21 protein-coding genes are annotated in these 21067 nt (G+C 61.4%); 11 read left to right on the plus strand and 10 right to left on the minus strand.

The features are described 5' to 3' along the window. Positions 1-294: 294 nt before the first annotated feature. A complete protein-coding gene (locus tag BPHY_RS31445; protein ID WP_012405510.1) occupies positions 295-2952 on the minus strand; it encodes an excinuclease ABC subunit UvrA in 2658 nt (885 codons plus the stop codon). Between the two features lie 98 nt (positions 2953-3050). Continuing rightward, positions 3051-3419: a Uma2 family endonuclease gene (locus BPHY_RS31450; RefSeq protein WP_244257782.1), complete on the minus strand. Its 369-nt coding sequence runs from the start codon at positions 3417-3419 to the stop codon at positions 3051-3053. A gap of 520 nt (positions 3420-3939) precedes the next feature. Between BPHY_RS31450 and BPHY_RS31455 the strand changes: the two genes are divergently transcribed. After that, the gene (locus tag BPHY_RS31455; RefSeq protein ID WP_012405512.1) at positions 3940-4149 is read left to right on the plus strand and encodes a hypothetical protein; all 210 of its coding nucleotides are present in this window, start codon (positions 3940-3942) and stop codon (positions 4147-4149) included. Between the two features lie 71 nt (positions 4150-4220). Here BPHY_RS31455 and BPHY_RS31460 read toward each other — a convergent pair whose 3' ends face one another. Then, the gene (locus tag BPHY_RS31460; protein WP_012405513.1) at positions 4221-5105 is read right to left on the minus strand and encodes a LysR family transcriptional regulator; all 885 of its coding nucleotides are present in this window, start codon (positions 5103-5105) and stop codon (positions 4221-4223) included. A gap of 100 nt (positions 5106-5205) precedes the next feature. Between BPHY_RS31460 and BPHY_RS31465 the strand changes: the two genes are divergently transcribed. From BPHY_RS31465 to BPHY_RS31475, 3 genes are read left to right on the plus strand one after another with little or no spacing between them, the layout of a single operon-like run. Next, entirely contained in the window at positions 5206-6510 is a 1305-nt protein-coding gene (locus BPHY_RS31465) for a CitMHS family transporter (RefSeq protein WP_012405514.1), read from the plus strand. A 29-nt stretch (positions 6511-6539) separates the two neighbouring features. Beyond that, a complete protein-coding gene (locus BPHY_RS31470) occupies positions 6540-7898 on the plus strand; it encodes an acyclic terpene utilization AtuA family protein (RefSeq protein WP_012405515.1) in 1359 nt (452 codons plus the stop codon). Then, on the plus strand, positions 7885-8193 hold the full coding sequence (locus BPHY_RS31475) for an AtuA-related protein (RefSeq protein ID WP_012405516.1): 309 nt from the start codon (positions 7885-7887) through the stop codon (positions 8191-8193). The genes BPHY_RS31470 and BPHY_RS31475 overlap by 14 nt, the downstream gene beginning before the upstream one ends. A gap of 164 nt (positions 8194-8357) precedes the next feature. On the opposite strand, the gene BPHY_RS31480 is transcribed toward BPHY_RS31475, so the two are convergent. The 3 genes from BPHY_RS31480 to BPHY_RS31490 all read right to left on the minus strand — a co-directional run bounded on the left by BPHY_RS31480 (position 8358) and on the right by BPHY_RS31490 (position 11994). Further along, entirely contained in the window at positions 8358-9374 is a 1017-nt protein-coding gene (locus BPHY_RS31480) for an aldo/keto reductase (RefSeq protein ID WP_012405517.1), read from the minus strand. 57 nt (positions 9375-9431) lie between these two features. Beyond that, positions 9432-10679, minus strand: coding sequence for an ABC transporter substrate-binding protein (locus BPHY_RS31485; protein WP_012405518.1), 1248 nt, complete (start codon positions 10677-10679; stop codon positions 9432-9434). A gap of 70 nt (positions 10680-10749) precedes the next feature. Next, a complete protein-coding gene (locus tag BPHY_RS31490; RefSeq protein ID WP_012405519.1) occupies positions 10750-11994 on the minus strand; it encodes a DUF1479 domain-containing protein in 1245 nt (414 codons plus the stop codon). A gap of 292 nt (positions 11995-12286) precedes the next feature. Between BPHY_RS31490 and BPHY_RS31495 the strand changes: the two genes are divergently transcribed. Then, positions 12287-13243 (plus strand): helix-turn-helix domain-containing protein, encoded by a 957-nt coding sequence (locus BPHY_RS31495; protein ID WP_012405520.1) that lies wholly within the window; start codon positions 12287-12289, stop codon positions 13241-13243. A gap of 336 nt (positions 13244-13579) precedes the next feature. Here BPHY_RS31495 and BPHY_RS31500 read toward each other — a convergent pair whose 3' ends face one another. Continuing rightward, positions 13580-14077 carry a hypothetical protein gene (locus BPHY_RS31500; RefSeq protein WP_012405521.1) on the minus strand — a complete coding sequence of 166 codons (498 nt, stop codon included), beginning with the start codon at positions 14075-14077 and terminating at the stop codon, positions 13580-13582. Positions 14078-14445: 368 nt separating this feature from the next. Here BPHY_RS31500 and BPHY_RS31505 point away from each other — a divergent pair, with 368 nt between their 5' ends. From BPHY_RS31505 to BPHY_RS31530, 6 genes are all read left to right on the plus strand, one after another. Beyond that, positions 14446-14805, plus strand: coding sequence for a DUF1924 domain-containing protein (locus tag BPHY_RS31505; protein ID WP_176061948.1), 360 nt, complete (start codon positions 14446-14448; stop codon positions 14803-14805). Positions 14806-14852: 47 nt separating this feature from the next. Next, positions 14853-15341, plus strand: coding sequence for a diheme cytochrome c (locus BPHY_RS31510; RefSeq protein ID WP_012405523.1), 489 nt, complete (start codon positions 14853-14855; stop codon positions 15339-15341). Further along, entirely contained in the window at positions 15313-16041 is a 729-nt protein-coding gene (locus BPHY_RS31515; protein WP_012405524.1) for a cytochrome b/b6 domain-containing protein, read from the plus strand. The genes BPHY_RS31510 and BPHY_RS31515 overlap by 29 nt, the downstream gene beginning before the upstream one ends. A gap of 18 nt (positions 16042-16059) precedes the next feature. Continuing rightward, a complete protein-coding gene (locus BPHY_RS31520) occupies positions 16060-16731 on the plus strand; it encodes a winged helix-turn-helix domain-containing protein (RefSeq protein ID WP_012405525.1) in 672 nt (223 codons plus the stop codon). Next, on the plus strand, positions 16728-18080 hold the full coding sequence (locus BPHY_RS31525) for an ATP-binding protein (RefSeq protein WP_012405526.1): 1353 nt from the start codon (positions 16728-16730) through the stop codon (positions 18078-18080). The genes BPHY_RS31520 and BPHY_RS31525 overlap by 4 nt, the downstream gene beginning before the upstream one ends. A gap of 190 nt (positions 18081-18270) precedes the next feature. Next, positions 18271-18912 carry a hypothetical protein gene (locus BPHY_RS31530; protein WP_012405527.1) on the plus strand — a complete coding sequence of 214 codons (642 nt, stop codon included), beginning with the start codon at positions 18271-18273 and terminating at the stop codon, positions 18910-18912. Between the two features lie 138 nt (positions 18913-19050). On the opposite strand, the gene BPHY_RS31535 is transcribed toward BPHY_RS31530, so the two are convergent. From BPHY_RS31535 to BPHY_RS31545, 3 genes are read right to left on the minus strand one after another with little or no spacing between them, the layout of a single operon-like run. Then, positions 19051-19380: an L-rhamnose mutarotase gene (locus BPHY_RS31535; protein ID WP_012405528.1), complete on the minus strand. Its 330-nt coding sequence runs from the start codon at positions 19378-19380 to the stop codon at positions 19051-19053. Positions 19381-19409: 29 nt separating this feature from the next. Further along, positions 19410-19862, minus strand: coding sequence for a hypothetical protein (locus BPHY_RS43470; RefSeq protein WP_012405529.1), 453 nt, complete (start codon positions 19860-19862; stop codon positions 19410-19412). Positions 19863-19907: 45 nt separating this feature from the next. Next, complete coding sequence (locus BPHY_RS31545; protein WP_012405530.1) at positions 19908-21044, minus strand: mannitol dehydrogenase family protein; 1137 nt, start codon at positions 21042-21044, stop codon at positions 19908-19910. Between the last annotated feature and the right edge of the window lie 23 nt (positions 21045-21067).

The raw sequence follows: 21067 nt of genomic DNA on the forward strand, positions 1-21067 counted from the left end.
TTTGGCTGCGTGTGGGAGGCATTCCTAATGAGCAAAAGGCTTGCGGAAATGGGCGGTACGACGCAACGTGGCGGCATGGGCAATGCATCATGACCGCACACCGACGCAATTGCACATCTGTATGCGAGCCATCAGCTCCCATTCGCGGGTTTTAATGTTGGCGGAAAAGGGAAACAGGCTGACGGCAATGTGCGCACCAAGCGTGAGGGCGCGGCCGCAGCAGACGATACGGGGAGCCCTTCCAATCGCTGCGTGATTCAGGAACTGCCATTCGATGCGATTTGCGGAGGCCCTCTACGTCACGACGAGTGACCGCAAGTACACGGCGGTCTGGCTGTCCGCATGGCGAGCGACTTCCCGTGGCGTGCCACTCGCCACTATCGTTCCGCCCGCTGCGCCGGCTCCCGGGCCGACGTCGATCACCCAATCGCTTTGGACGGCCACCCGCATATCGTGTTCGACCAGCACCACCGTATTGCCTGAGTCGACCAGCCCCTGCAACTGCATCATCAAGCTGTCGACGTCGGCGGGATGCAGCCCTGTAGTCGGCTCATCAAGGACGTACAACGTATCTCCGCGCTGCGCGCGTTGCAGTTCCGTGGCGAGCTTGATGCGCTGCGCTTCGCCGCCGGATAACTCTGTCGCCGGCTGACCGAGCCGCAGATAGCCGAGACCGATGTCGCGCAGTGCTACAAGCGAGCGCATCACCCCTGCTTCGTCCTCGAAGAAACTGCACGCGGCGTCCACAGTCAGGTTCAGTACGTCGGCGATGTTCTTTTCACGCCAGGTTATCTCCAGCGTCGATGCGTGATAGCGGGTCCCATGACAGGTCGTGCATGGCGCATACACGCTCGGCAGAAAAAGCAGTTCGACACTCACGAACCCCTCGCCTTCGCAGGTGGGACAACGGCCTTGCGCGACGTTGAACGAAAAGCGCCCCGCGCTATAACGACGCTTGCGCGCGCTCGGCGTCTCCGCGAAGAGCTTTCGCACGTGATCGAAAAGGCCGGTATAGGTCGCGAGATTCGAACGCGGCGTGCGTCCGATCGGCTTTTGGTCGACACACACGAGCCGCCTGATCGCATCCATCCCGTCGGCGATATGACCGCCTGTCGGTGCCGCCGTGATCGCGAGCAGCGGGTTCTGTTCGTCATCGTCCGGGCTCTCGATGGGTCTGCCCAGCCGGCTCGCGACCAGTTCCGGAAGCGCCTGGCTCACGAGGCTCGACTTGCCTGAACCCGATACGCCCGTCACCGCCGTCAGACAGCCGACTGGAAACGCGACGTCGAGTTGATGCAAATTGTTGCGGGTGATATTAGCGAGCCGCAGCCAGCCCGCCGCCTTGCGCGGTGTGTGATCGACCTGCGCCGACTCGGCGAAAAGATGACGGCGCGTCTGTGATGCTTCGATCTTGGCCAGCCCTTCGGGCGGTCCGCTATACACGACGTGGCCGCCCGCTTCGCCGGCCGCGGGACCGACATCGACCAGCCAGTCCGCGCGCCGCATCATCTGCAAATCGTGCTCGACGACAAACAGCGAATTGCCGGCTGCCTTCAGTGCCTGAAGCGCGCGATAGAGCGCTTCGCCGTCGGCGGGATGCAAACCGGCCGATGGTTCATCAAGCACATACACGACGCCAAAGAGCTGCGACGACAGTTGCGTCGCCAGCCGCAAGCGCTGCAACTCGCCCGATGACAGCGTGGGCGTACTGCGATCGAGTGCGAGATACCCGAGCCCCAGATCGATGAGCGTGCTCAGCCGCTCCAGCAACTCCGCGGCAATGCGTTGCGCAGCGAGGCGTTTCTCTTCGGAGAGGTTGGGTGTACGCCGAACATCAGGCGATGCCTTGTGCGCTGAACCGCCCGAGGCAATCCGCTTGTCAACGGCGTTTTGCATTGCACGCCTGCTGAGCACGCCGCCTTCCCCTGCCGGCGTCTTGCCCTGCTCCCGCCATTCTCCGCGGGCGATCGGCTCGAGCATACCGGCAAGCCCCGAAAGTGCCAGCTGTGAAAACTCGGCGATGTCGAGTCCTGCGAATGTCACCGAAAGCGCCTCCTTCTTGAGACGTTTGCCGTGGCAGTTCGGACATTCGTTGCCGACCATGTACTGCGACACGCGCTTTTTCATCAGCGCGCTCTGCGTGTTGGCGAAGGTATGCAGCACATAGCGCCGTGCACCGGTAAATGTGCCCTGATAGCTCGGTTCGTCCTTGCGCCTGAGCGCCGCACGAGTCTCTTTGGGCGTGAGGCCCGCGTAGACGGGAACAGTCGGCTGGTCATCGGTGAAAAGGATCCAGTCGCGATCCTTCTTCGGCAGATCGCGCCAGGGCGTATCGACGTCGTAGCCGAGCGTGACCAGGATGTCCCGCAGATTCTGCCCATGCCATGCAGGCGGCCACGCGGCGATGGCGCGTTCACGGATCGTCAGCGAATCGTCGGGCACCATCGATTTTTCGGTGACCTCGTACACGCGGCCCAACCCGTGACATGTGGGGCAAGCCCCTTGCACCGTGTTGGGCGAGAAGTCCTCGGCGAACAGCATCGGCTGCTTCGGTGGATAGCTGCCGGTGCGCGAGTACAACATGCGCACGAGGCTCGACAGCGTGGTTACGCTGCCTACTGACGAACGCGCGCCGGGTGTGCCGCGTTGCTGCTGCAGTGCCACCGCCGGCGGCAGCCCTTCTATCGCGTCCACTTCGGGCACGCCCACCTGCTCGATCAGCCGTCTCGCGTATGGCGCCACGGACTCGAAATAGCGACGTTGCGCCTCCGCGTATAGCGTGCCAAAGGCCAACGACGATTTGCCGGAGCCGGACACGCCTGTGAACACCACGAGCGCGTCTCGCGGAATCTCGACGTCGATATTTTTCAGGTTGTGTTCGCGTGCACCGCGCACGCGGACGAAGCCGACTGGCGGTATGGACGAGCGGGATTTGTCGGGTATGGCCGTCACTTCTGATTGATCGCGATTCGGTCGAGGCCTGCAAATGGGCTTGCGGCCATCCCTGCAATGAGTCCGCTGGCCGCCAACGCCCGCACGCGAAGATTGCGCTACACGTTGAAATACTGAGGCTCGAGCGACAAGGTTATTCCGTGCGAAGAGACCTGTCGTGCGCCGTCCACGCCCCAGAATTGCAATTCACCGAGCTGATCAACCACGATGACTTCACGGGCCCCGCTTTCCAGGTAGGCGCTGACCCTTTGCGCGATGTCCTGGCAGACGCTTCGGTCAAGCAGCACTTCGACGCACAAATCCGGTACAAACGGAACAGGTCGATCCCTGTCGATTCCGTCCCATTTCTCCGGCGGCATCCAGACGACGTCCGGCACACGGATGCCGAACGAGCGCGTCGTCACCGCAACCGACATGGCTGCGACGTGACCGATCTGCTCGGCAATCTGGCAGTAGATGTCGGTCATGACAATCTGCCGTCGAGCCGAAGGGTGTGCGTGCGGCACGGCTTCGCCATGCGCATTCAGCTCCGAACACTGCAGGCCGCCCGATTCGGCGCCAGCGTTGATCCGACACCACGTCGCAACAAGTCCGTCTTGCGCAAGGAGAGTGGACACGAGTGAGAGCCTCCGTAGGGAAGTTGCGTAAGCGTATACCCTTTTCTGCGCATTTAACAATTCGCTTTGCTGTGCAGTGCACAAGACTGCCCGCATTGGGCGCCGCGAATCCGCGCGGAATCGCCTGTTCCGACAGCACAGGCGGCCGCCGGGAAGCAGGCAAGTCCTGACATGCTTCTTTGCGCGATTTGTGCGATGCGTAAAGAAATCGGGAACGCCATACCTCGCATAGCGTCATAGGCATGACGTTGTACGGAACCACACTCTGCGCAGGATTTATGAAAATGCTAGCGTGTGGGTCGAGGGCCGTGACAGGGCAGCGCAATCGGCCAGCACGAAGAGCCGTGGTTTTGCGGCTAGAGGAATCGATATGGAACTAGATCTGGAGACATTCCGGCAACTGCGTCGTCTAGCCCCGGTGTTGGACGACATACTCAATGCGAGAGAGGTCGAGCACCCGGACCAGGCCGTCAATCTCGCGGACCTCGCACAGCTATGCTCTCATCTGTTCGACGCGTATCACTGCCTGCATCCTGATGAGATCGCACGCGCCCGTCTCGGCGCGCTCGAGGCGCAATGAAACCCGGGCCACGCGGCCCGGGCCGAAGGTTCACGCACGCCTGATAGCCTTGCCTCACTCCATGCCTTGCGTCATAAGCATTGACGCATCAGCGTCACGAACTTCTCCGTTATCGCCGGCAACGTCCTGCCTCTTTTCTTGACGATCGCGATCGACCGCACGAACGCCGGATGGTCGATCTTCTTCACGACGAGCCCCGCCTCAGCGCGCACCTCGCGTGCGGTTTCGGGCAGGATCGTCACGCCCAGGCCCGCGCGCACCATCGCGACGGCCGTCATCATGTACGTGGGTTCGCAAGCGATATCGAGTGGCGCGCTCGACTCACTCAGCGCCGCATCCACGACCGCTCGCACGCTCGTGCCCGGTGCTGTCAGCACGAGCGGCGCCTGCGCGAGATCATTCAGGCCAAGACGCCGCTTTCTCGCCAGCGGATGCGCCTGCGGACAGACGGCGACGAGCCGGTCCACGCCCGTTTGCAAGACCTCGAGCGTCGGGTCGAGAACCTCGCCGCCCGTCAGACCAACGTCCGCGTCCTCGTTGCGCACGAGCGCATTGACGGTGCTCGCGACGACGTCGCGAATCTGGAAGACGACGCGCGGCACGTCTCGCTTCATATCGATGACCAACTCGGGCAACACGCTCGCCGCGAACGTCGGCAAGCACGCGACGCGCACGGTGCCGCTTTCCCCTTCGCCTAATGCACGGGCATCGCGCAACACGGTTTCCATATCCTGCAGCGATTTGCGCAGAAGCGGAAGCAGTTCGCGGCCGGTCGCCGTCAACGCGACGTGACGGCTGTTACGGTCGAACAGACGCGCGCCGACCGCGTCTTCCAGCCGGCGTATCTGCACCGTGAGCGCCGGCTGAGACAAATGCAGGCGCTCAGCCGCGCGCGTAAAGCTGCCCGCCTCGGCCACTGCAACGAGCGCACGGATATCGCGAAGGTTCAGATCCATTATGGTTTGTAATAACTGCGATCAAATCATTTCAATTGTGTTATCGCCGCTTCGAACTTACGCTTGACCTCACTACAAATCAAGATTCGGAGACGCGTTTATGTTGCCGTTGCTCGGCCTCGCCACCATCTTCATCCTGCTCGGGGCGATACTCTCGAAACGCATGTCGCCGCTCGTCGCGCTCATCATCGTTCCCGTCGCGGCGTCGCTGATCGGCGGGTTCGGCTTGCAGACGAGCAAGTTCGTGATCGACGGACTGAAGAGCCTGGCGCCCGTCGTGGGCATGTTCGTATTCGCGATTCTTTACTTCGGCACGATCACGGATGCGGGCACGCTCGATCCCATCATCGATCGCATCCTGCGTGCGGTCGGCACGAAGCCGACGCGCATCGTGATGGGCACCACGCTGCTCGCGCTTCTCATCCATCTCGACGGCTCCGGCGCAGTCTGCTTCCTCGTCACCATCCCCGCGATGCTGCCGCTCTACGAACGCCTGCAGATGGATAAGCGCGTGCTCGCAGCGGCCGTATCGATGGCGGCGGGCATCAACTTCCTGCCGTGGACGGGGCCGATGATCCGCGCCTCCGCGTCCCTGCATCTGCCCATTTCATCGCTTTTCAATCCGCTGATTCCCGTGCAGGCGATCGGTCTCGTGTTCGTGTTCGGCACGGCGTGGTGGCTCGGCCGGCGCGAGGAGAAGCGTCTCGGCTACTCACACGCAAGCGGCTCAGTTCCGATGCCCGAGCGCAAGCTCACGCCGGAGGAACAGGCGCTGCGCCGCCCGAAGAACTTCTGGTTCAACATCGTCCTGACGATCGTGGTGCTGGGCACGATGGTCGCGATGGGCGAGAAGATCCCGCCCGCCATCATGTTCATGGTCGGCCTGTGCATCGCGCTGATGGTGAACTATCCGAATGTGGACATGCAGCGAAAGCGCATCGATGCTCACGCGCGCGCCGCGCTGATGATGGCGGGTATCCTGCTCGCGGCAGGCGTCTTCACGGGCGTCATGCAGGGCAGCGGCATGCTGAAGGCGATGGCTCAGGCGGCCGTCGGTTTCGTGCCGCCCACGATGGCCTCGCACATCCCCGTTGCGCTCGGTGTGATGTCGATGCCGCTCTCCATGCTCTTCGATCCCGATTCGTTCTATTTCGGCGTGCTTCCGGTGATCGCGGAAGTGGCGTCGCAACTCGGCGTGCCGGCCGTGCACGTCGGCCAGGCCGCACTGCTCGGTCAGATGACCACGGGTTTTCCCGTGAGCCCGCTGACGCCCGCGACGTTTCTCGTCGTCGGCTTGTGCGGGATCGATCTCGCGGACCATCAGAAGTTCACGTTTCCGCTCCTGTTCGGCGCGACGATCGTAATGACGATCGCGAGCGTCGTGCTGGGCGTGTTTTCGCTTTGATTGCGCTTTGATTGCGCTTGGATGACGTCATGAGAGACCACATCAGGATAGGCACGGGCGCGGGCTACTCGGGCGACCGCATCGAACCGGCCGTCGAACTCGCTGAACACGGCGCGCTCGACTATCTCGTGTTCGAATGTCTTGCCGAGCGTACCATCGCGATTGCGCAGCAGGCGCGCCGCCGCGATCCGTCACAAGGCTTCGACCCATTGCTCGAGGCGCGGATGCGCGCCGTGTTGCCCGTCGCGGCGAAGAACCGCGTGCGCATCGTCTCGAACATGGGCGCCGCCAATCCGGGCGCCGCTGCGCGGAAGACGGCGCAGATTGCGCGCGAACTCGGCTTGCACAGCCTGAAGATTGCAGCCGTGACGGGCGACGACGTGCTCGATGTCGTGCTGCGATCGTCGCTGCGCTTCGAGGAATCGGGCGACGACGTCAGTGCATATGCCGACGGGATCGTCTCGGCGAATGCGTATCTCGGCGCAGCGCCCATCGTCGCCGCGCTGGCGGCAGGCGCCGATGTCGTGCTGACCGGGCGCGTCGCGGACCCGTCGCTGTTCACGGCGCCCCTCATTCACGAATTCGGCTGGAAGATGGATGACTGGCATACGCTCGGGCAAGCCACCGTCGTCGGTCATCTGCTCGAATGCGCGGGACAGGTGACGGGGGGCTACTTTGCGGACCCGGGCTTCAAGGACGTGCCGAATCTCGCGCGGCTCGGCTTCCCTGTCGGCGAAGTGGATGCGAGCGGCAACGTCGTGATCGGCAAGGTGCCGCATGCGGGCGGTTGCGTGACCGAGGCGACGTGCAAGGAGCAACTGCTCTATGAGATTCACGACCCGGCGCGCTATTACCAGCCGGATGTCGTCGCAGACTTCACGCAAGTCCGCGTCGCGCAGGAGGCGACGGACCGCGTGCGCGTAACGGGCGGGCGCGGCACGGCACGCACGGCGACGCTGAAGGTGTCGGTTGCTTATGTCGACGGCTATATCGGCGAAGGACAGATTTCCTACGGCGGACCGGGCGCGGTCGCGCGGGCAAGGCTGGCACTCGACACCGTGCGCGAGCGCCTCGCGTTCACGGGTGTCAGCACAAGCGAGTTGCGCTTCGATCTGATCGGCGTGAATGCGCTTTACGGGGACAGCGTCGCCGCAGGCCACGACGAACCGTACGAAGTTCGCGTGCGGGTCACCGGCCGCGCAAAGGACGCCACGCAAGCGGCGCGCATCGGCAACGAGGTCGAAACGCTCTACACCAACGGACCGGCGGGCGGCGGCGGTGTCACGAAAGCGGTTCGCGAAGTGCTCGCGGTGCAGTCCGTGCTGCTGCCGCGTGAACAGGTCAGTCCCATTTTCGAAATCGTGGAGGCCAGCGATGAAACTGCGTGAACTCGCACACGGCCGCACCGGTGACAAAGGAAATACGCTCAACGTTTCCGTGATCTGCTTCGACGCGAAGCATTACGGGCATCTGCGCGACACGCTGACGCCCGAGCGTGTCAAGGCCCACCTCGCCGATGTCGTGAAAGGCGATGTCGTCCGTTATGATCTGCCGCTTCTAGGGGCATTCAATTTCGTGCTCGGACATGCGCTCGGAGGCGGCGTCACGCGTTCGCTCGCGCTCGACGCGCATGGCAAGTCGATCAGTACAGCACTTCTCGATATCGACGTCGCAGAGCCTTAGTCAGGCTTGAGATGCGTTCTGCGTCATATGAGCATTCATCGACTCGCGTCGATCAATGCGCCATATGTTCGCGGCCGCGCAGCGCGCGGCTCGGACTGCCTCGCTGCGGGACTGCCGCAAGTGAGGCAGTCCCATATAGCGCGGGCCATGGACTTAGTCCAACGCTATTGCGGCGTCGGCGCGTCGTGACGGATCAAGTTGCGGCGCTTCAGTTCGGCCCAGAATTCGGCGGGTATCTCCGTCCGGAATGTCCGCAGGTTGTCTTCGAGTTGAGCGACCGTACGTACACCCGGAATGTTGGTCGGGATCGCGGGATGGCCGAGGACGAACTGCAGTGCAGCGGCTTTGAGCGGTACGGAGTAGTCTCGGCATACCTGCTCCATCTTGCGCACGCGCTCCAGAATGGCTTCGGGCGCGGGCGCGTAGTTGTATTTCGCGCCGGGCACCGCGCCCGTCGCGAGAATGCCGCTGTTGTAGCCGCCACCGAGTATGACCGATACCTGCCTCTTTTCGCACAGCGGCAGAAAGCCGTCGAGAGCATCCTGCTCGAGCAGTGTGTAGCGGCCCGCCAGCAGCAGGCAGTCGAAATCCTGCCTGCGGATCGCTTCGTGTGCAACCTGCCATTCGTTGACGCCCAGCCCCACCGCCTTCACGACTCCTTCGTCACGCAACTTCAGCAGCGCTTTCGACGCGCCCGCCATCGCCGCTTCGAACATCTCGGGCTGGCGCTCTGCGTGCGTAAAGACATCGATGTCGTGGATCAACGCGATATCGATATGCTCCAGCGCCAGACGTTGCAGGCTGTCCTCGATCGAACGCATCGTACCGTCATAGCTGTAGTCGAAAACCGTTTCGAACGGCAGTCCGTCGACCCACGGCGCGAAGTCGATGTCGGCGCGTTTGCGCGGCTTGAGCAGGCGCCCGACCTTGGTGGACAGCACGAACTGATCGCGCGGATACCAACGCAGTCCCTGCCCGCAGCGCGCTTCGCTCAAACCATGCCCATACATCGGCGCGGTGTCGAAATAGCGTACGCCCGCATCCCACGCTGCCTTGATCAATGCCGCCGAATCCTCTTCGCTGATCGGCCTGAAGATGTTGCCGATCGGCGCGGCGCCGAAGCCCATCACCGTTGTTTCGAGCCCTGAACGCGGCCATTTTCGCTTTGCTACGGGATCCATCTTTCTCCCCTTTTCACGAGTGAAGTTGCGCGTCTTCTGATCGGCCGGCACGCGCTGTCACTTGACCTTCGCAGCGGCCGCGAGCTTGCGCACGCCTTCTTTCGCATCCTCACTGGAGTTCATGAAATTCGTCACGACGTCGGTGATCGCACCAGCGGTGACGGGCGACTGAAGTTCGCCGAAGGCCAGCGAAGGCAGGAATCCGCCCGTCTTGATCGTCGCCTGCTCGTCTGCACGCGATTTTTTGGCGCAGCTGTCGAACTTGTCCATCGGCACATCCAGCCTCGCTGGAATGGAACCCTTGTAGAGACTGAACTGCTGCTGGAAATCGACCGACATGATCGTCCTGGCGAGCGCAATCTGCCCCGGCGTCGCGTCCTTCTTGCCGTTCTGCTGAAAGAAAACGAATGCATCGGCCGTATACGTATAGGCGTTCGACGTACCGGGCGCGGCCGCGCAGATATAGTCGACATCTGCCTTCTTGTTCGCGTTGGCGAATTCGCCCTTGGCCCAGTCGCCCATGAACTGCATGCCGCCCGAGCCGGAAATCACCATCGCGGTCGCAAGATTCCAGTCGCGGCCGTGGTAGCCCTTGTCAAAGTAAGTGCGAATCTTCTGGACGGTCTCGAACACCTGCACCATCTGCGGCGACGTCAGCGTCTTCTGATCGAGATCGACCAGCGCTTTGCGGTAGAAGTCCGCACCCTGAGACAGCACGACCGTCTCCCAGATCGTCATGTCTTGCCACGGTTGCCCACCATGCGCGACAGGCGTGATGCCCGCGGCGCGAAACTTGTCGGCGAGCGCGAAGAACTCCGGCCATGTCGTCGGCGGCGTGCCGCCGACCTTATCGAGGTCCGCCTTGTTGATCCACAGCCAGTTGATTCTGTGGACGGAGAACGGCGCCGCCACGTAGTGACCGCCCGCCTTCACATCACTATCGATTTGCGTGGGCGTGTGCGCTTTCCAGTCGGCCGCGGCCGGATCGACCGTGACCAGCGTCCCTTGCTCGGCCCAGTCCTGAATCAGCGGCCCCTTGATCTGAGCGGCCGACGGTGCATTGCCCGAGATCACCTGCGTCTTCAATGCCGTCATGGCCGCCGCGCCGGCGCCGCCCGCGATAGCGAAGTCTTTCCACTCGTAGCCCTGTTTGCTCATGTCGTCCTTGAGCACCCGGATGGCCTTCGACTCGCCACCGGAGGTCCACCAGTGAAGTACGGAAATCTGTTCTGCAGCGCGAACAGCATGTGTACCTGCGACAAGCAGCGCGACAGCCGCCGCAACCGGCATCAGTAATTGTTTCATTGCAGTCTCCGAATTTATCTTTATGGGGTGGTGCGACGCAGGCGCGAGCGCGCATGCGTGCCCGTTTCAACTACAGATTAAAGCCGAGTTGTGCCTTGCCAAGCGGTGTCAGGTCATCGACCGTCGCACGGCCGGTGAAATCCACTTCGAAATGGTCGGTCGGGAAATCAGGCGGGCTTTCTCCTTTCAGGAAGCTCGGCAACTGACGCTTCAGATATGTGTCGTTTTTCGCGCAGGCCGGCACTGAGGCGATGTACATCACATTGCTGTAACCCGCGCCTTTGTGCTCGTCTTCAACGGCATGAATCACGTCGCTGTGCCAGAAGACGGTATCGCCCGCTTCCATTTTGGGAATCGACGACAAAGCTTCAAACAGGGGCGCGTGAAATTCCGGCTTGATCGACAGCGCCCGCCCCGGCATGGCGCCGCACAGGTCGTCGTCGGCGACATCGTCCTGAAGCGCGCGCAACAGGATGTACACCATCGAATTGGCGATGGGCACCAGCTGCAGCGTGCCGTCGCCAGGGCCTTGCGGCGTCAGTGCCGTCCAGCCCTGGAAGGTGCGGAACATCGAACAGACGGCGGGCGACGCAATCTCTTGCACATCAGTTCGGAAAGCGGCGTCAAACGCATCGTAGTCACGCCAGTTGCCGGAAAACACGTGGCGATACACCTTGCGAAAATTGCTTTCGATCCAGCGCTCGACCGACCCGCCGTCGCAATGCGCCGACAAACCGAGTGATGCCGACCCAGGCGGACGCCGACGCAGACGGTCGGCATAAACAGGCACATGCTCCGGATCGAAATGAACGCGCCCGTCACTCTCGTTTCGCCAGAGTTTGTTGAGGAATACCCGCGCTGCCGTCAGCGATTCCGACTGACGCGCCAGCACTTGAGGCTTGGACCAGTACACGCCGTAGATTTGCGGCTTGCTCGACGCCAACTGACCAAAGTATTTGTCTTCGGCGCGATTTTCGAGGCGCTTGTCGAGGCGGTTTCGCTCGACGTAGTGCGCGATATCGTCGTCCCAGTCCTGCACTTGCGCGCGAGGGAAGACATTGCGAATCACACATGCGCCGCGTGCCTTCACAAGCGCAATCTGCGCGGCAGTCACACGTTGCCCGGCAATGTCGGAATACAGAATCTCCGGAATGACGGCTTCCCCACGAACACGCTGCGCGGCAATCCGCTTCGCCTCTTCGCCGATTGCTCGTTCGACGTCGGCGAAGACCTCCCGGTAATTCGGCAGCGCCGCGCGCAGTTCCTTTTTTGCCTGCCTGATTGCAGCCGGCAAGTCGTCGATTTGCAGCGTCATGTTTGTCTCCGCTCGTGAATTTCGTGGCGCTAGGATATGACGCGCATGTGAGCCGTGGTGATACTATTCAGGCAATTGATTTGCGTTTCCGGCCATGAAACCTGCTGACGAGCACGTCGAGTTCGGGGAGGACTGTGCAGTCCGGGTTTACCATCGGCGGCTTGCGCGTATCCGTTCTTGCGCGGTTTCGAAACTGACGTTCGGAGAACGTGTGCGTGCGTTGCTAGCGAGGAGCGACGAGCCGTAACCGGCATCCGTCTTTCAGAAAATACTGCGAACGCTTATTTGAGCCATGAAAGCAGCTTACGAGCACGTCGATTTCGGAGAAGGCTGTTCGGTGCGGGTTTACAATCGCCGCCTGCCGCGAATTCCGTTCGAACGGCACCACCATCCGGAATATGAGCTGACCTTGACGATGAATAGTCAAGGCAGGCGCTATATCGGAGACTCGGTCGCCGTCTATGGCGACGACGATCTGGTGCTCGTCCCGCCAGATCTGCCGCATACGTGGTCATCAAACCGGTCCATCAACGCTTCTCAGCCCCAGGTGGCTATCGTCGTATGGTTCGATGGCTCGTGGGTGCAACGGTTTACTGACCTGTGCCCCGAGTACGCAGACCTGCGCAATCTTCTCCGACGTGCCGCATGCGGACTTGCATTCCCAAAAGGCACTGGCACGCACGTGCGCGCGCAGCTTGACCGGTTGCTCTCGACAGATGCGCGGGTGAGGCTGATAGCCGTGCTCGATATTCTTGTCTGGCTGTCAGACGTACCAGCTGAGCCTCTGACGTTACCCAGCGCCTTCGACGCTCGTACCGGCGCTACCTCGCGATACGTGCCTGACCAACTCAATCGGGTACTGTCATTGATCGACACGCAATTCGCACGTCCATTGAAGCTCGTAACACTCGCGAAGGCTGCGGGGATGTCTGAACGCACACTGACGCGGCATTTTACGCAGCACCTGGGCGAGAGCGTGGGACAGTACATCACTCGCGTGCGTATCGGTCACGCATGTCGAACGTTGACAGATACCGATATGCCTATATCCGTGGTCGCCGCCCGGTCGGGCTTTGCGAACGTGGCCAACTTTAACCGGCAGTTCAAGGCAACGAAGCTGATGACGCCCGCCGCCTACCGGCAGCAGTTTTTTGGCAAGAAGAACGATTCGTCTCCACGACTCACCGAGCGCCCGCCGTCGCTCGAAGTCAAGCGCGCAGCGGTGAAACGACAGCGTCGCGGTTTGTAGCTGCACGCAGGCATATCACGGCCACTGACGCGTGCGTACGGACGACCGTCGGCGAATGGCCCTCTCGCTGTTGCGGAATGTGCCTTATCGTCAGCGAGTGCGGATTCAGTGCCCGTTACCCGTACGCCCGTCGTCAGGTTATTGATGGCGTCTGTAGCGCCTTGCGCGTCGACTGTCGGCCAACATGCTCAGCGTGTTGGATGGTAAACGCTGGCCGACGCAAATGGCGTTGCCGCCGCTCGATGCCCCTTCGAGAACGGCAGCAATTCTCCGCTCCTGCTTGCCGTCAACGTCGAGTCCCAATGCAAATGCCATTCGGTGATTCGCTCACGCAGCCTACTGAGGTGACGACGGAGGCTCCATCCAGAATTGCTGTTGCCACATCAAGTTGTTCATCATCTCCTGCTGCATCTGCAGATACTGGTCAGTCATATACTGTCGCTGCCGAAGTTGTTCGGCGCTGAGCCCGGAGTAGTACCCTCCCATATGACTCCAGCCGCCGCCCATCATCCCCTGCCCCATCATGCCGTGCCCCATCATGCCCGGGCCCCACATCCCGTGCATCGTGGTCATCGCACTTTGCATCGTCGCCCAGTGTTGCTGCAGCAGCTTCTGACGCTCCTTTGGATCGTGCGTCTTACGGATCTGGTCCATCTGCGCCTGCATCGTCTTCATCTGCTCCTGGAACCGAGCCAGATTCTTGTCGAATCCCGCGGTATCCGGACTCTGCGTCTTTGACGCGCTTTGTGATGCAGCGGGGTCCTTTGACGCCGCATGGAGCATCGGTGAACTCAACGCAAGGCAGATTGCAACGGGAAACAGAAGCGCTTTCATGGAAGCCTCCGCGGCGGCAGCAAGCGGGAACGAAGCTGTCTTGCTTCAACAGTACCCGTCGATCAGCGCCATCCCTTGACGCGTGTCAACGGATCGACTCGCTGGGATCAGGTTTTGTGCTCACGCAAAGAAATCCGATGAAGTGTGATTTTTGCCGTTATGCGCGTGCGGATAACGGACATCGCAAGCTGAAGGCTGACCCGGTTTCCAGCCATTGCAAACGCGATCAGAGCAAGCGGTGAAATTTAAGTGTTAAGACTCCGGTAAGGAAATTCGCCCACGATGATCTGCATCTAGCGGAGATTCTCGTGAGCAAATCGCTTCTTTCGCTGTCGGGTCGGTACGGGGCACTTCTGCTGATCCTTGCGATGACTTCAATGGCCGCAGCAAATGCTGCCACGCCATCCGAACTTCTCGGCTCTTACCGTACCCAGTCGGGCAATGCGGAACCGGACCCGTCGCGTGGCCAACAGTTCTTCGGTGCTTCACATGGCCATGAGTGGCGTTGCGCTTCGTGCCACGGCGCAGTGCCCACGCAGACCGGCAGGCATGCCGCTACTGGCAAGGCGATCGCACCGCTAGCCCCTGCGTTTAACCCGGAGCGCTTTACCGACGCATCGAAGACCGAGAAATGGTTTCGTCGCAATTGCAACGATGTCGTCGGACGGGAGTGCAGCGCAAGCGAGAAGGCGGATCTGCTAGCCTGGCTTTTGACGCTCAAGCCGTAGGCGGCTCTTTCCATTATCGAAAGTTCTTTCCACCCGGAGCGCTTCCCATGCGTTTTCAGCTTGTGTCCCGTTCTGTTGAGGTTGGCATCGTTACACTGCTCGCTGCCCTGACGGCCTCGATCGCTACGGCCGAACCGGAAGGGACAGCCAGCCAGGTCAATGTGCTGCCCAGGTATCGGCAGGAATGCGCGACCTGCCATCTTGCGTATCCGCCGGGTATGTTGCCTGCCGCGTCATGGCAGCGCATTCTCGGCAACCTGCAGCACCATTTCGGCACGGATGCATCGCTCGACGCCGACTCCGTCAGGCAGATATCAACGTGGCTTGCCGCCAATTCGGCAGGCGACACCGCCGCGCACGCTGCTCCGCCCGAAGATCGCATTACCCGCTCTCACTGGTTCCGGGAGGAGCATGCAGAAGTGGCCGCCGACGTATGGAAGCGTCCCATGATCAAGAGCGCGTCAAATTGCGCAGCGTGCCATACCCGCGCCGAACAAGGAAACTTCAATGAACACTTCATCCGCATACCGCAATAGCAGCAACGCAGGTGACGCAACCCAACGTCGCATTCTGGTCTGGGACGCGCCCGTACGGCTCTTCCACTGGCTGTTCGCGGCCTGCTTTGCCGGCGCATGGCTGACCGCGGAAAGCGAGCATTGGCGGCTCGTCCATGTCGCGCTAGGCTACACGGCAGGTGGTCTCGTGATTTTTCGAGTTGCGTGGGGGCTGGTCGGAACGAAATATGCCCGGTTTTCCAGCTTCGTTCGCGGCCCAACCGCTGTGTGGCGCTATCTCCTTGGAATCGTGCGTGGCCGCCCGCAACGCCATATCGGACACAACCCGGCGGGCGCGGTCGTCATCGTCGCCATGCTGGCGCTGGCGGGTGCATTGACCATGACCGGTTGGGCGACCTATAACGATGTCGGAGGAAACGGGCTGGGTGAAGTACACGAGGCTTTAGCCAGCTTCCTGCTTGCGCTGGTTGGCGTGCATGTGGCCGGGGTCGCGGTGAGCAGCTGGCTCCATCGGGAGAACCTGATCGGCGCGATGCTGAGCGGACACAAGTTCGGACACACCGACGAAGGCATCAGGGAAGCGTGGCGAAGCGTCGCGGCGATCGTGCTCGTCAGTGTCCTTGCGTTCTGGTGGTGGCAGTGGCAACTCGCACCTGCGCCAATAGCGCCCAGTAGCAACGCATCGGCTTCACACCTGACCGACCGCGAAGACGCCGACTGACAACTGTCAAGGAACATAATGCGTATCCTGCTCGTCGAAGACGATCCGTTGCTTGGCGATGGCATTCGCGCTGGCCTTCGGCAAGCGGGGCTTCAGGTGGACTGGGTTCGCGACGGACACGCTGCCGAAACGGAACTGCGTACCCGGTCCTACGCGGCGGCAGTGCTCGATCTCGGGCTGCCGCTCAAGGATGGCATCGACGTTCTGTCGTCGGTGCGTCGCGCGGGCGTGACCATGCCTGTACTGGTGCTGACCGCACGCGACACTGTGCCCGATCGCGTCCGTGGACTCGACATCGGTGCCGACGATTACGTCGTCAAACCCATTGATCTTCTGGAACTCGCCGCCCGTCTACGAGCACTCGTGCGTCGCGCGCACGGCCAGCCACAGGAAAAGCTGGAAGTGCAGGACGTCATACTGGAACCGGCGGCAAGGCTTGTCTACCGGAATGGAGAACCCGTCACCGTCTCCACGCGCGAGTTCGACCTGCTCTACGTGCTGATGCTCAATGCGGGCCGCGTGATGTCGCGCGAACAGCTGGAACAGGCCATGTACGGCTGGGGTCGCGAAGTAGAGAGCAACACGGTCGAGGTGCACATCCATCGCCTGCGCGCCAAGCTGGGCAGCGACCTGATCAGGACAGTTCGTGGCGTCGGGTACGTACTGATGCGAGAGGGTTGCGCGACGTGACGATCCTGCCTCGCTCTTTGCAGGGACGTCTGCTGGTTCTGGTCATTGGCGGCGTGATCGGCGTATGGCTGATTACCGCGCTTTTCATCTGGCGTGACGCCCGCAGCGAACTCGACGAGCTGCTCGACAGTCACCTCGCGCAGGCGGCAGCGCTGCTGATCGTGCAGCAGACGCAATCGATCGACGACGATGACGAGATCGATACACGCGTCCCCCATCCGTACGCACCCAAGGTTGCCTTCCAGATCTTTCACGAGGGACAGGCAGTCGTGCGTTCGTCCAATGCACCGACCGGGCCCATGGTTCCCGCCCATGGTGAGGCCGGGCAGGGTTTCGCAACCGTGCAAATAGACGGCACGGCGTGGCGCGTCTTTTCCGTACGAGGCACGGGCGAGGATACACGCATCTATGTCGGCGAGCGTATCGATTCTCGCACCGCAATCCTGCTGGCGGTACTGCGCGGTACGTTGTGGCCTATGGCTGCCGCCCTGCCCCTTCTTGGCCTTGCCACCTGGTGGGCGGTGCGGCACGGCGTGACGCCACTCAAGAAACTGGGCCGCAGCATCGCCGAGCGTGGCGCAGATGATCTTGCCCCCGTCGTGATGAATCAAACGCCTGCCGAAATGTCGCCGGTACTCGACGCGCTCAATCAGCTCTTCGCGCGTATCCAGACGGTATGGGAGGCGGAGCGCCGCTTCACGGCTGACGCGGCACACGAGTTGCGCACGCCTATCGCAGCGATTCGGACGCAGGCTCAGGTTGCGTTGGCAGAAGCGGACGATGCCCTCCGTCAGCATGCATTGCGCGCCACTATCGAAGGGTGCGACCGCGCAGCGCGTCTCGTGAACCAGCTGCTGGTGCTTTCCAGGCTGGAGTCCGGGGCAACCCTCACACTCACGAAGATCGATCTGGGCGCGCTTGCACAGCGGGTCGTCGCAGAACTGGCGCCGACTGCGATCGCGAAGCGGCAGTCGCTGGAGTTCGACAGTGAAAGGCCGTGCCAGGTCAAAGGCGACGACATGTTGCTTGCTGCTCTGGTGCGTAATCTCGTGGACAACGCCATCCGTTATAGCCCGCCCGGGGCGTCGATATCGGTCAGAACGGCGACGGATGGCGCGCGCGCTGTCCTGTCGGTGGAAGACAGTGGCCCCGGACTCGCCGATGCGGATCTCCCGCGGCTCGGTGAGCGCTTCTTTCGCGTTCGGGGAACGACCGAAAGTGGCAGCGGGCTTGGCTGGTCGATCGTTCAGCGGATCGTCGACCTTCACGCGGCGACGGTCAGCGTGCGCCGCTCGAAGCGCCTCGGCGGTCTCGAAGTGAAGGTGAGCTGGCATGCCGGCAACGCTTGACCTGAATCAACGCACCTTGCCCAGCAGACGCGACCATACCGTTGAGCAGCCTTGGCCGGCGAAGATCCGCCTGGACTACCACCATCGTTTTTGAAGCTCGCGCGTCCCCTGGTCTGCTCGTGTACCTCAAGCGGTATATCGAGTCGGGCGGCAAGCTTGAATGGTGGAAAATCGCACGGGAAATCTGGACATGTCTACGCTGGCGACGCTGTTCGTTGTCGTTCTGCTGCTCAATCTCATGCCGGCCTTCGCGCCCCCTACATGGATGGCCATGTCCTGGGTCGGCTTCAATCTTCCCGAGGGCAATCCATTCGTTTTTGCCGTCGTTGCCGCCAGCGCGGCGACCACCGGAAGGCTGGTACTCGCGGCATTCGCCCGATTGCTCTTGCGAGGGCGTCTGATGCGCGACGCGGACCGCCAGAACATCGAAGTCGTTGAAGCGTGGTTGAAGAAACGGAAGAAGCTGACGGTGGGTGCGTTTTTTCTTTACGCACTGGGTCCGTTTCCTTCGAACTACCTCTTCATCGCATATGGACTTTCCGGATTGCCGCTTGCCGTCATTGGTGCTGCGTTCTTTGCTGGCCGTACGATCAGCTATTCAGTCTGGGCTTACCTTGGGCGGCTCGCTTCCGCCTATATCGATATCGAGTCACCGATGGAAGGCGGGTATCTGAGCGGCTACTTCATCGTCTTGCAGCTTGCCCTTCTTGGATCCGTGTACGTTCTGATGAAACTTGACTGGAAAGTGCTGATCGAGCAGCGAAGGCTGAAGTGGCGACGCGGCATGAAACGCAGGGACGTCGGCAGGCGCGGTCACACGGCAAAGCATTGAACATTGCGACGGCCGACGACCGAACACCGGGTTCGCCATGTCGCCTATGGTGAGCAACGCTCATGGCTTTGGGGATGATGGTGCTCGTACCAGGCATGCAGCGCGCGCGATGCCGATTCGCGTCGTAGCCTGGTTATTCTACAGATCGAAAATCCGATTGACCGGTATCCACTTTCGTCCGGCCGGCGTCCATGGAGTCGGCGCCTGGAATTCCCACATCAAGCTCTCCCACTGACGGATCACAGGATTGCTCTGCTCGGCTCGCGCCATCCGGTCAGCATCGAAGATGCTATCGTCCGTTTCCATCACCATGAACAAGCGTATCCCGAGCCGGTAGATCTCCATGCCCACAACGCCATGATCGCGCAAGTGCTGAATGACTTCGGGCCAAACGTTACGATGAAATTCCTCGTAACGAGCAATCAGAATCGGATCATCCTTCAGATCCAACGCAAGACAATAACGCATATTTCTGCCTTCTCAAGAATGCGATCACGCTATTCGATGGACGGTCGTTGCTGCGCACCGAGTCGTCGTTGCAAATCGATAATGACGGGAAGCTCGAAATCGCGAACGTCGGGGCCGGCAAGCCTGCGCCGCTTATTGAACTCGGTGGCGAGTTGCAACGCACGAGAGCGCGTATGCGCCAGTAACAGCAGCGCCTCGCCTAACAACTGCCGCTCCAGCGGAGTCAGGAGAAACGCTTCGTCGATTCCTTCGCTGCCAACTTCCCACATCGCGCCATCAGTGGGCGCCTGCTTGCGGAACATCGTCTTCAACAACGGGGCATCACCACTCATCTTTGCCTCCTGCATGACCGCGCCTTGCGACCACGGAACGAGCTCGCGGTTGCGCACGCCATTCAACTCGCTGCAAGTCTTCTGGCCCGAGGCCACCGCCATCGCTTTCGGGGACCGCACGAAGCGCAAGCGCGACATTGTCGTCGTCATGCAGTCGCACGACCTTCCCTTCTTCCATCATGACTATGCCTTGGTTTACCGACTGAGCCCGTATCGCGCGATCACTGCGCGCAGGTGCGGCTGCGCCGCTCGTACCGCTAACGAGTCTGCGAGTTCGATCAGCGGCAATACACGCCTTTTTATCTTCTCGGCATGGTTTTGAGCGATGTCTGCAATACGGTGATCAAGGTGCGGATTCATCAATCGCTCTCGCACACTGCCTATGTAGCGTTCAGCCCGGTCGCGCTGATCCATTGCCGCAAAAACCGGCAACACTTCTTCCTGCCAGACGGTTTCGAGCCCATCGCGCAGGCAAGGATCGTTCATCGCATCGAGCACAGTCTCAGATGACGGCCGCCCGCCCGTGATCCACTGCTCGGCGAGCCAGCTATGGCCCAGATTCAGGAAGAACAGCTTCAGGCGCTCGTAGATGCGGAGGTCGTCTGTTATGACGATGTTCTCGTGCGTGCATGGCATTTCCATGCAGGCGCGCCGCTCGATCGCCCACAGCGCGTAGGGCTCGGCCACTGCGCCAACGGGATCGATGGGCGCGGACACGATTCTGTCGACAAGCGAGTTCACCCACACGCAGTCTCTCTGCAGATAGTCGGCGAAAGCATCCGGCAGCGCCCATTGCCGTGCGAGATCGAGCACGATGCCGCGCAATGTGTCGCCATTGTTCTGCACCAGTTCGCAGGGAAAAATCGACACGCCGCCGTGCGCACGTTCATGCCACCGTGCGTAGAGCAAGGCGAGCAGCTTGGCCGGATAACTGCGCGGCACGATACCGTCGCCCTTGAGCACGTCGGCCGAATCACGCGCGTCGAGTCGATAACCCATATCGCCCGTATTCGACACAACGACGCGCACGTTATCCATCGCGGCGCGGCGCACCGCTGCCCAATCGCGGTCCGCAACCCATGCATCGCGAATCGCATGGCAGACGATGGACTTGTCCACGATCGCGCCGCCATCGCTCCCACGAATGCGAACCGGATAGCCGGCGCCTTGCGAAAGAGCGGCGACCCGCGCATGACTGGCCGGATTGCCCGTTGTCTGCACAACGCTGATACCGCCGATCGCATCCCCTCGCTCGAGTGCTTGCGAGACGAACATGTCGACGTGCGCCAGTAGAAATCGGCTTGTGCCGAATTGAAGTATCGGTTCGCTCATACAGCCTGTCCTGCTCCTTATTT

The organism is Paraburkholderia phymatum STM815, from assembly GCF_000020045.1.
GTDB classification, from domain to species: Bacteria; Pseudomonadota; Gammaproteobacteria; order Burkholderiales; family Burkholderiaceae; genus Paraburkholderia; species Paraburkholderia phymatum.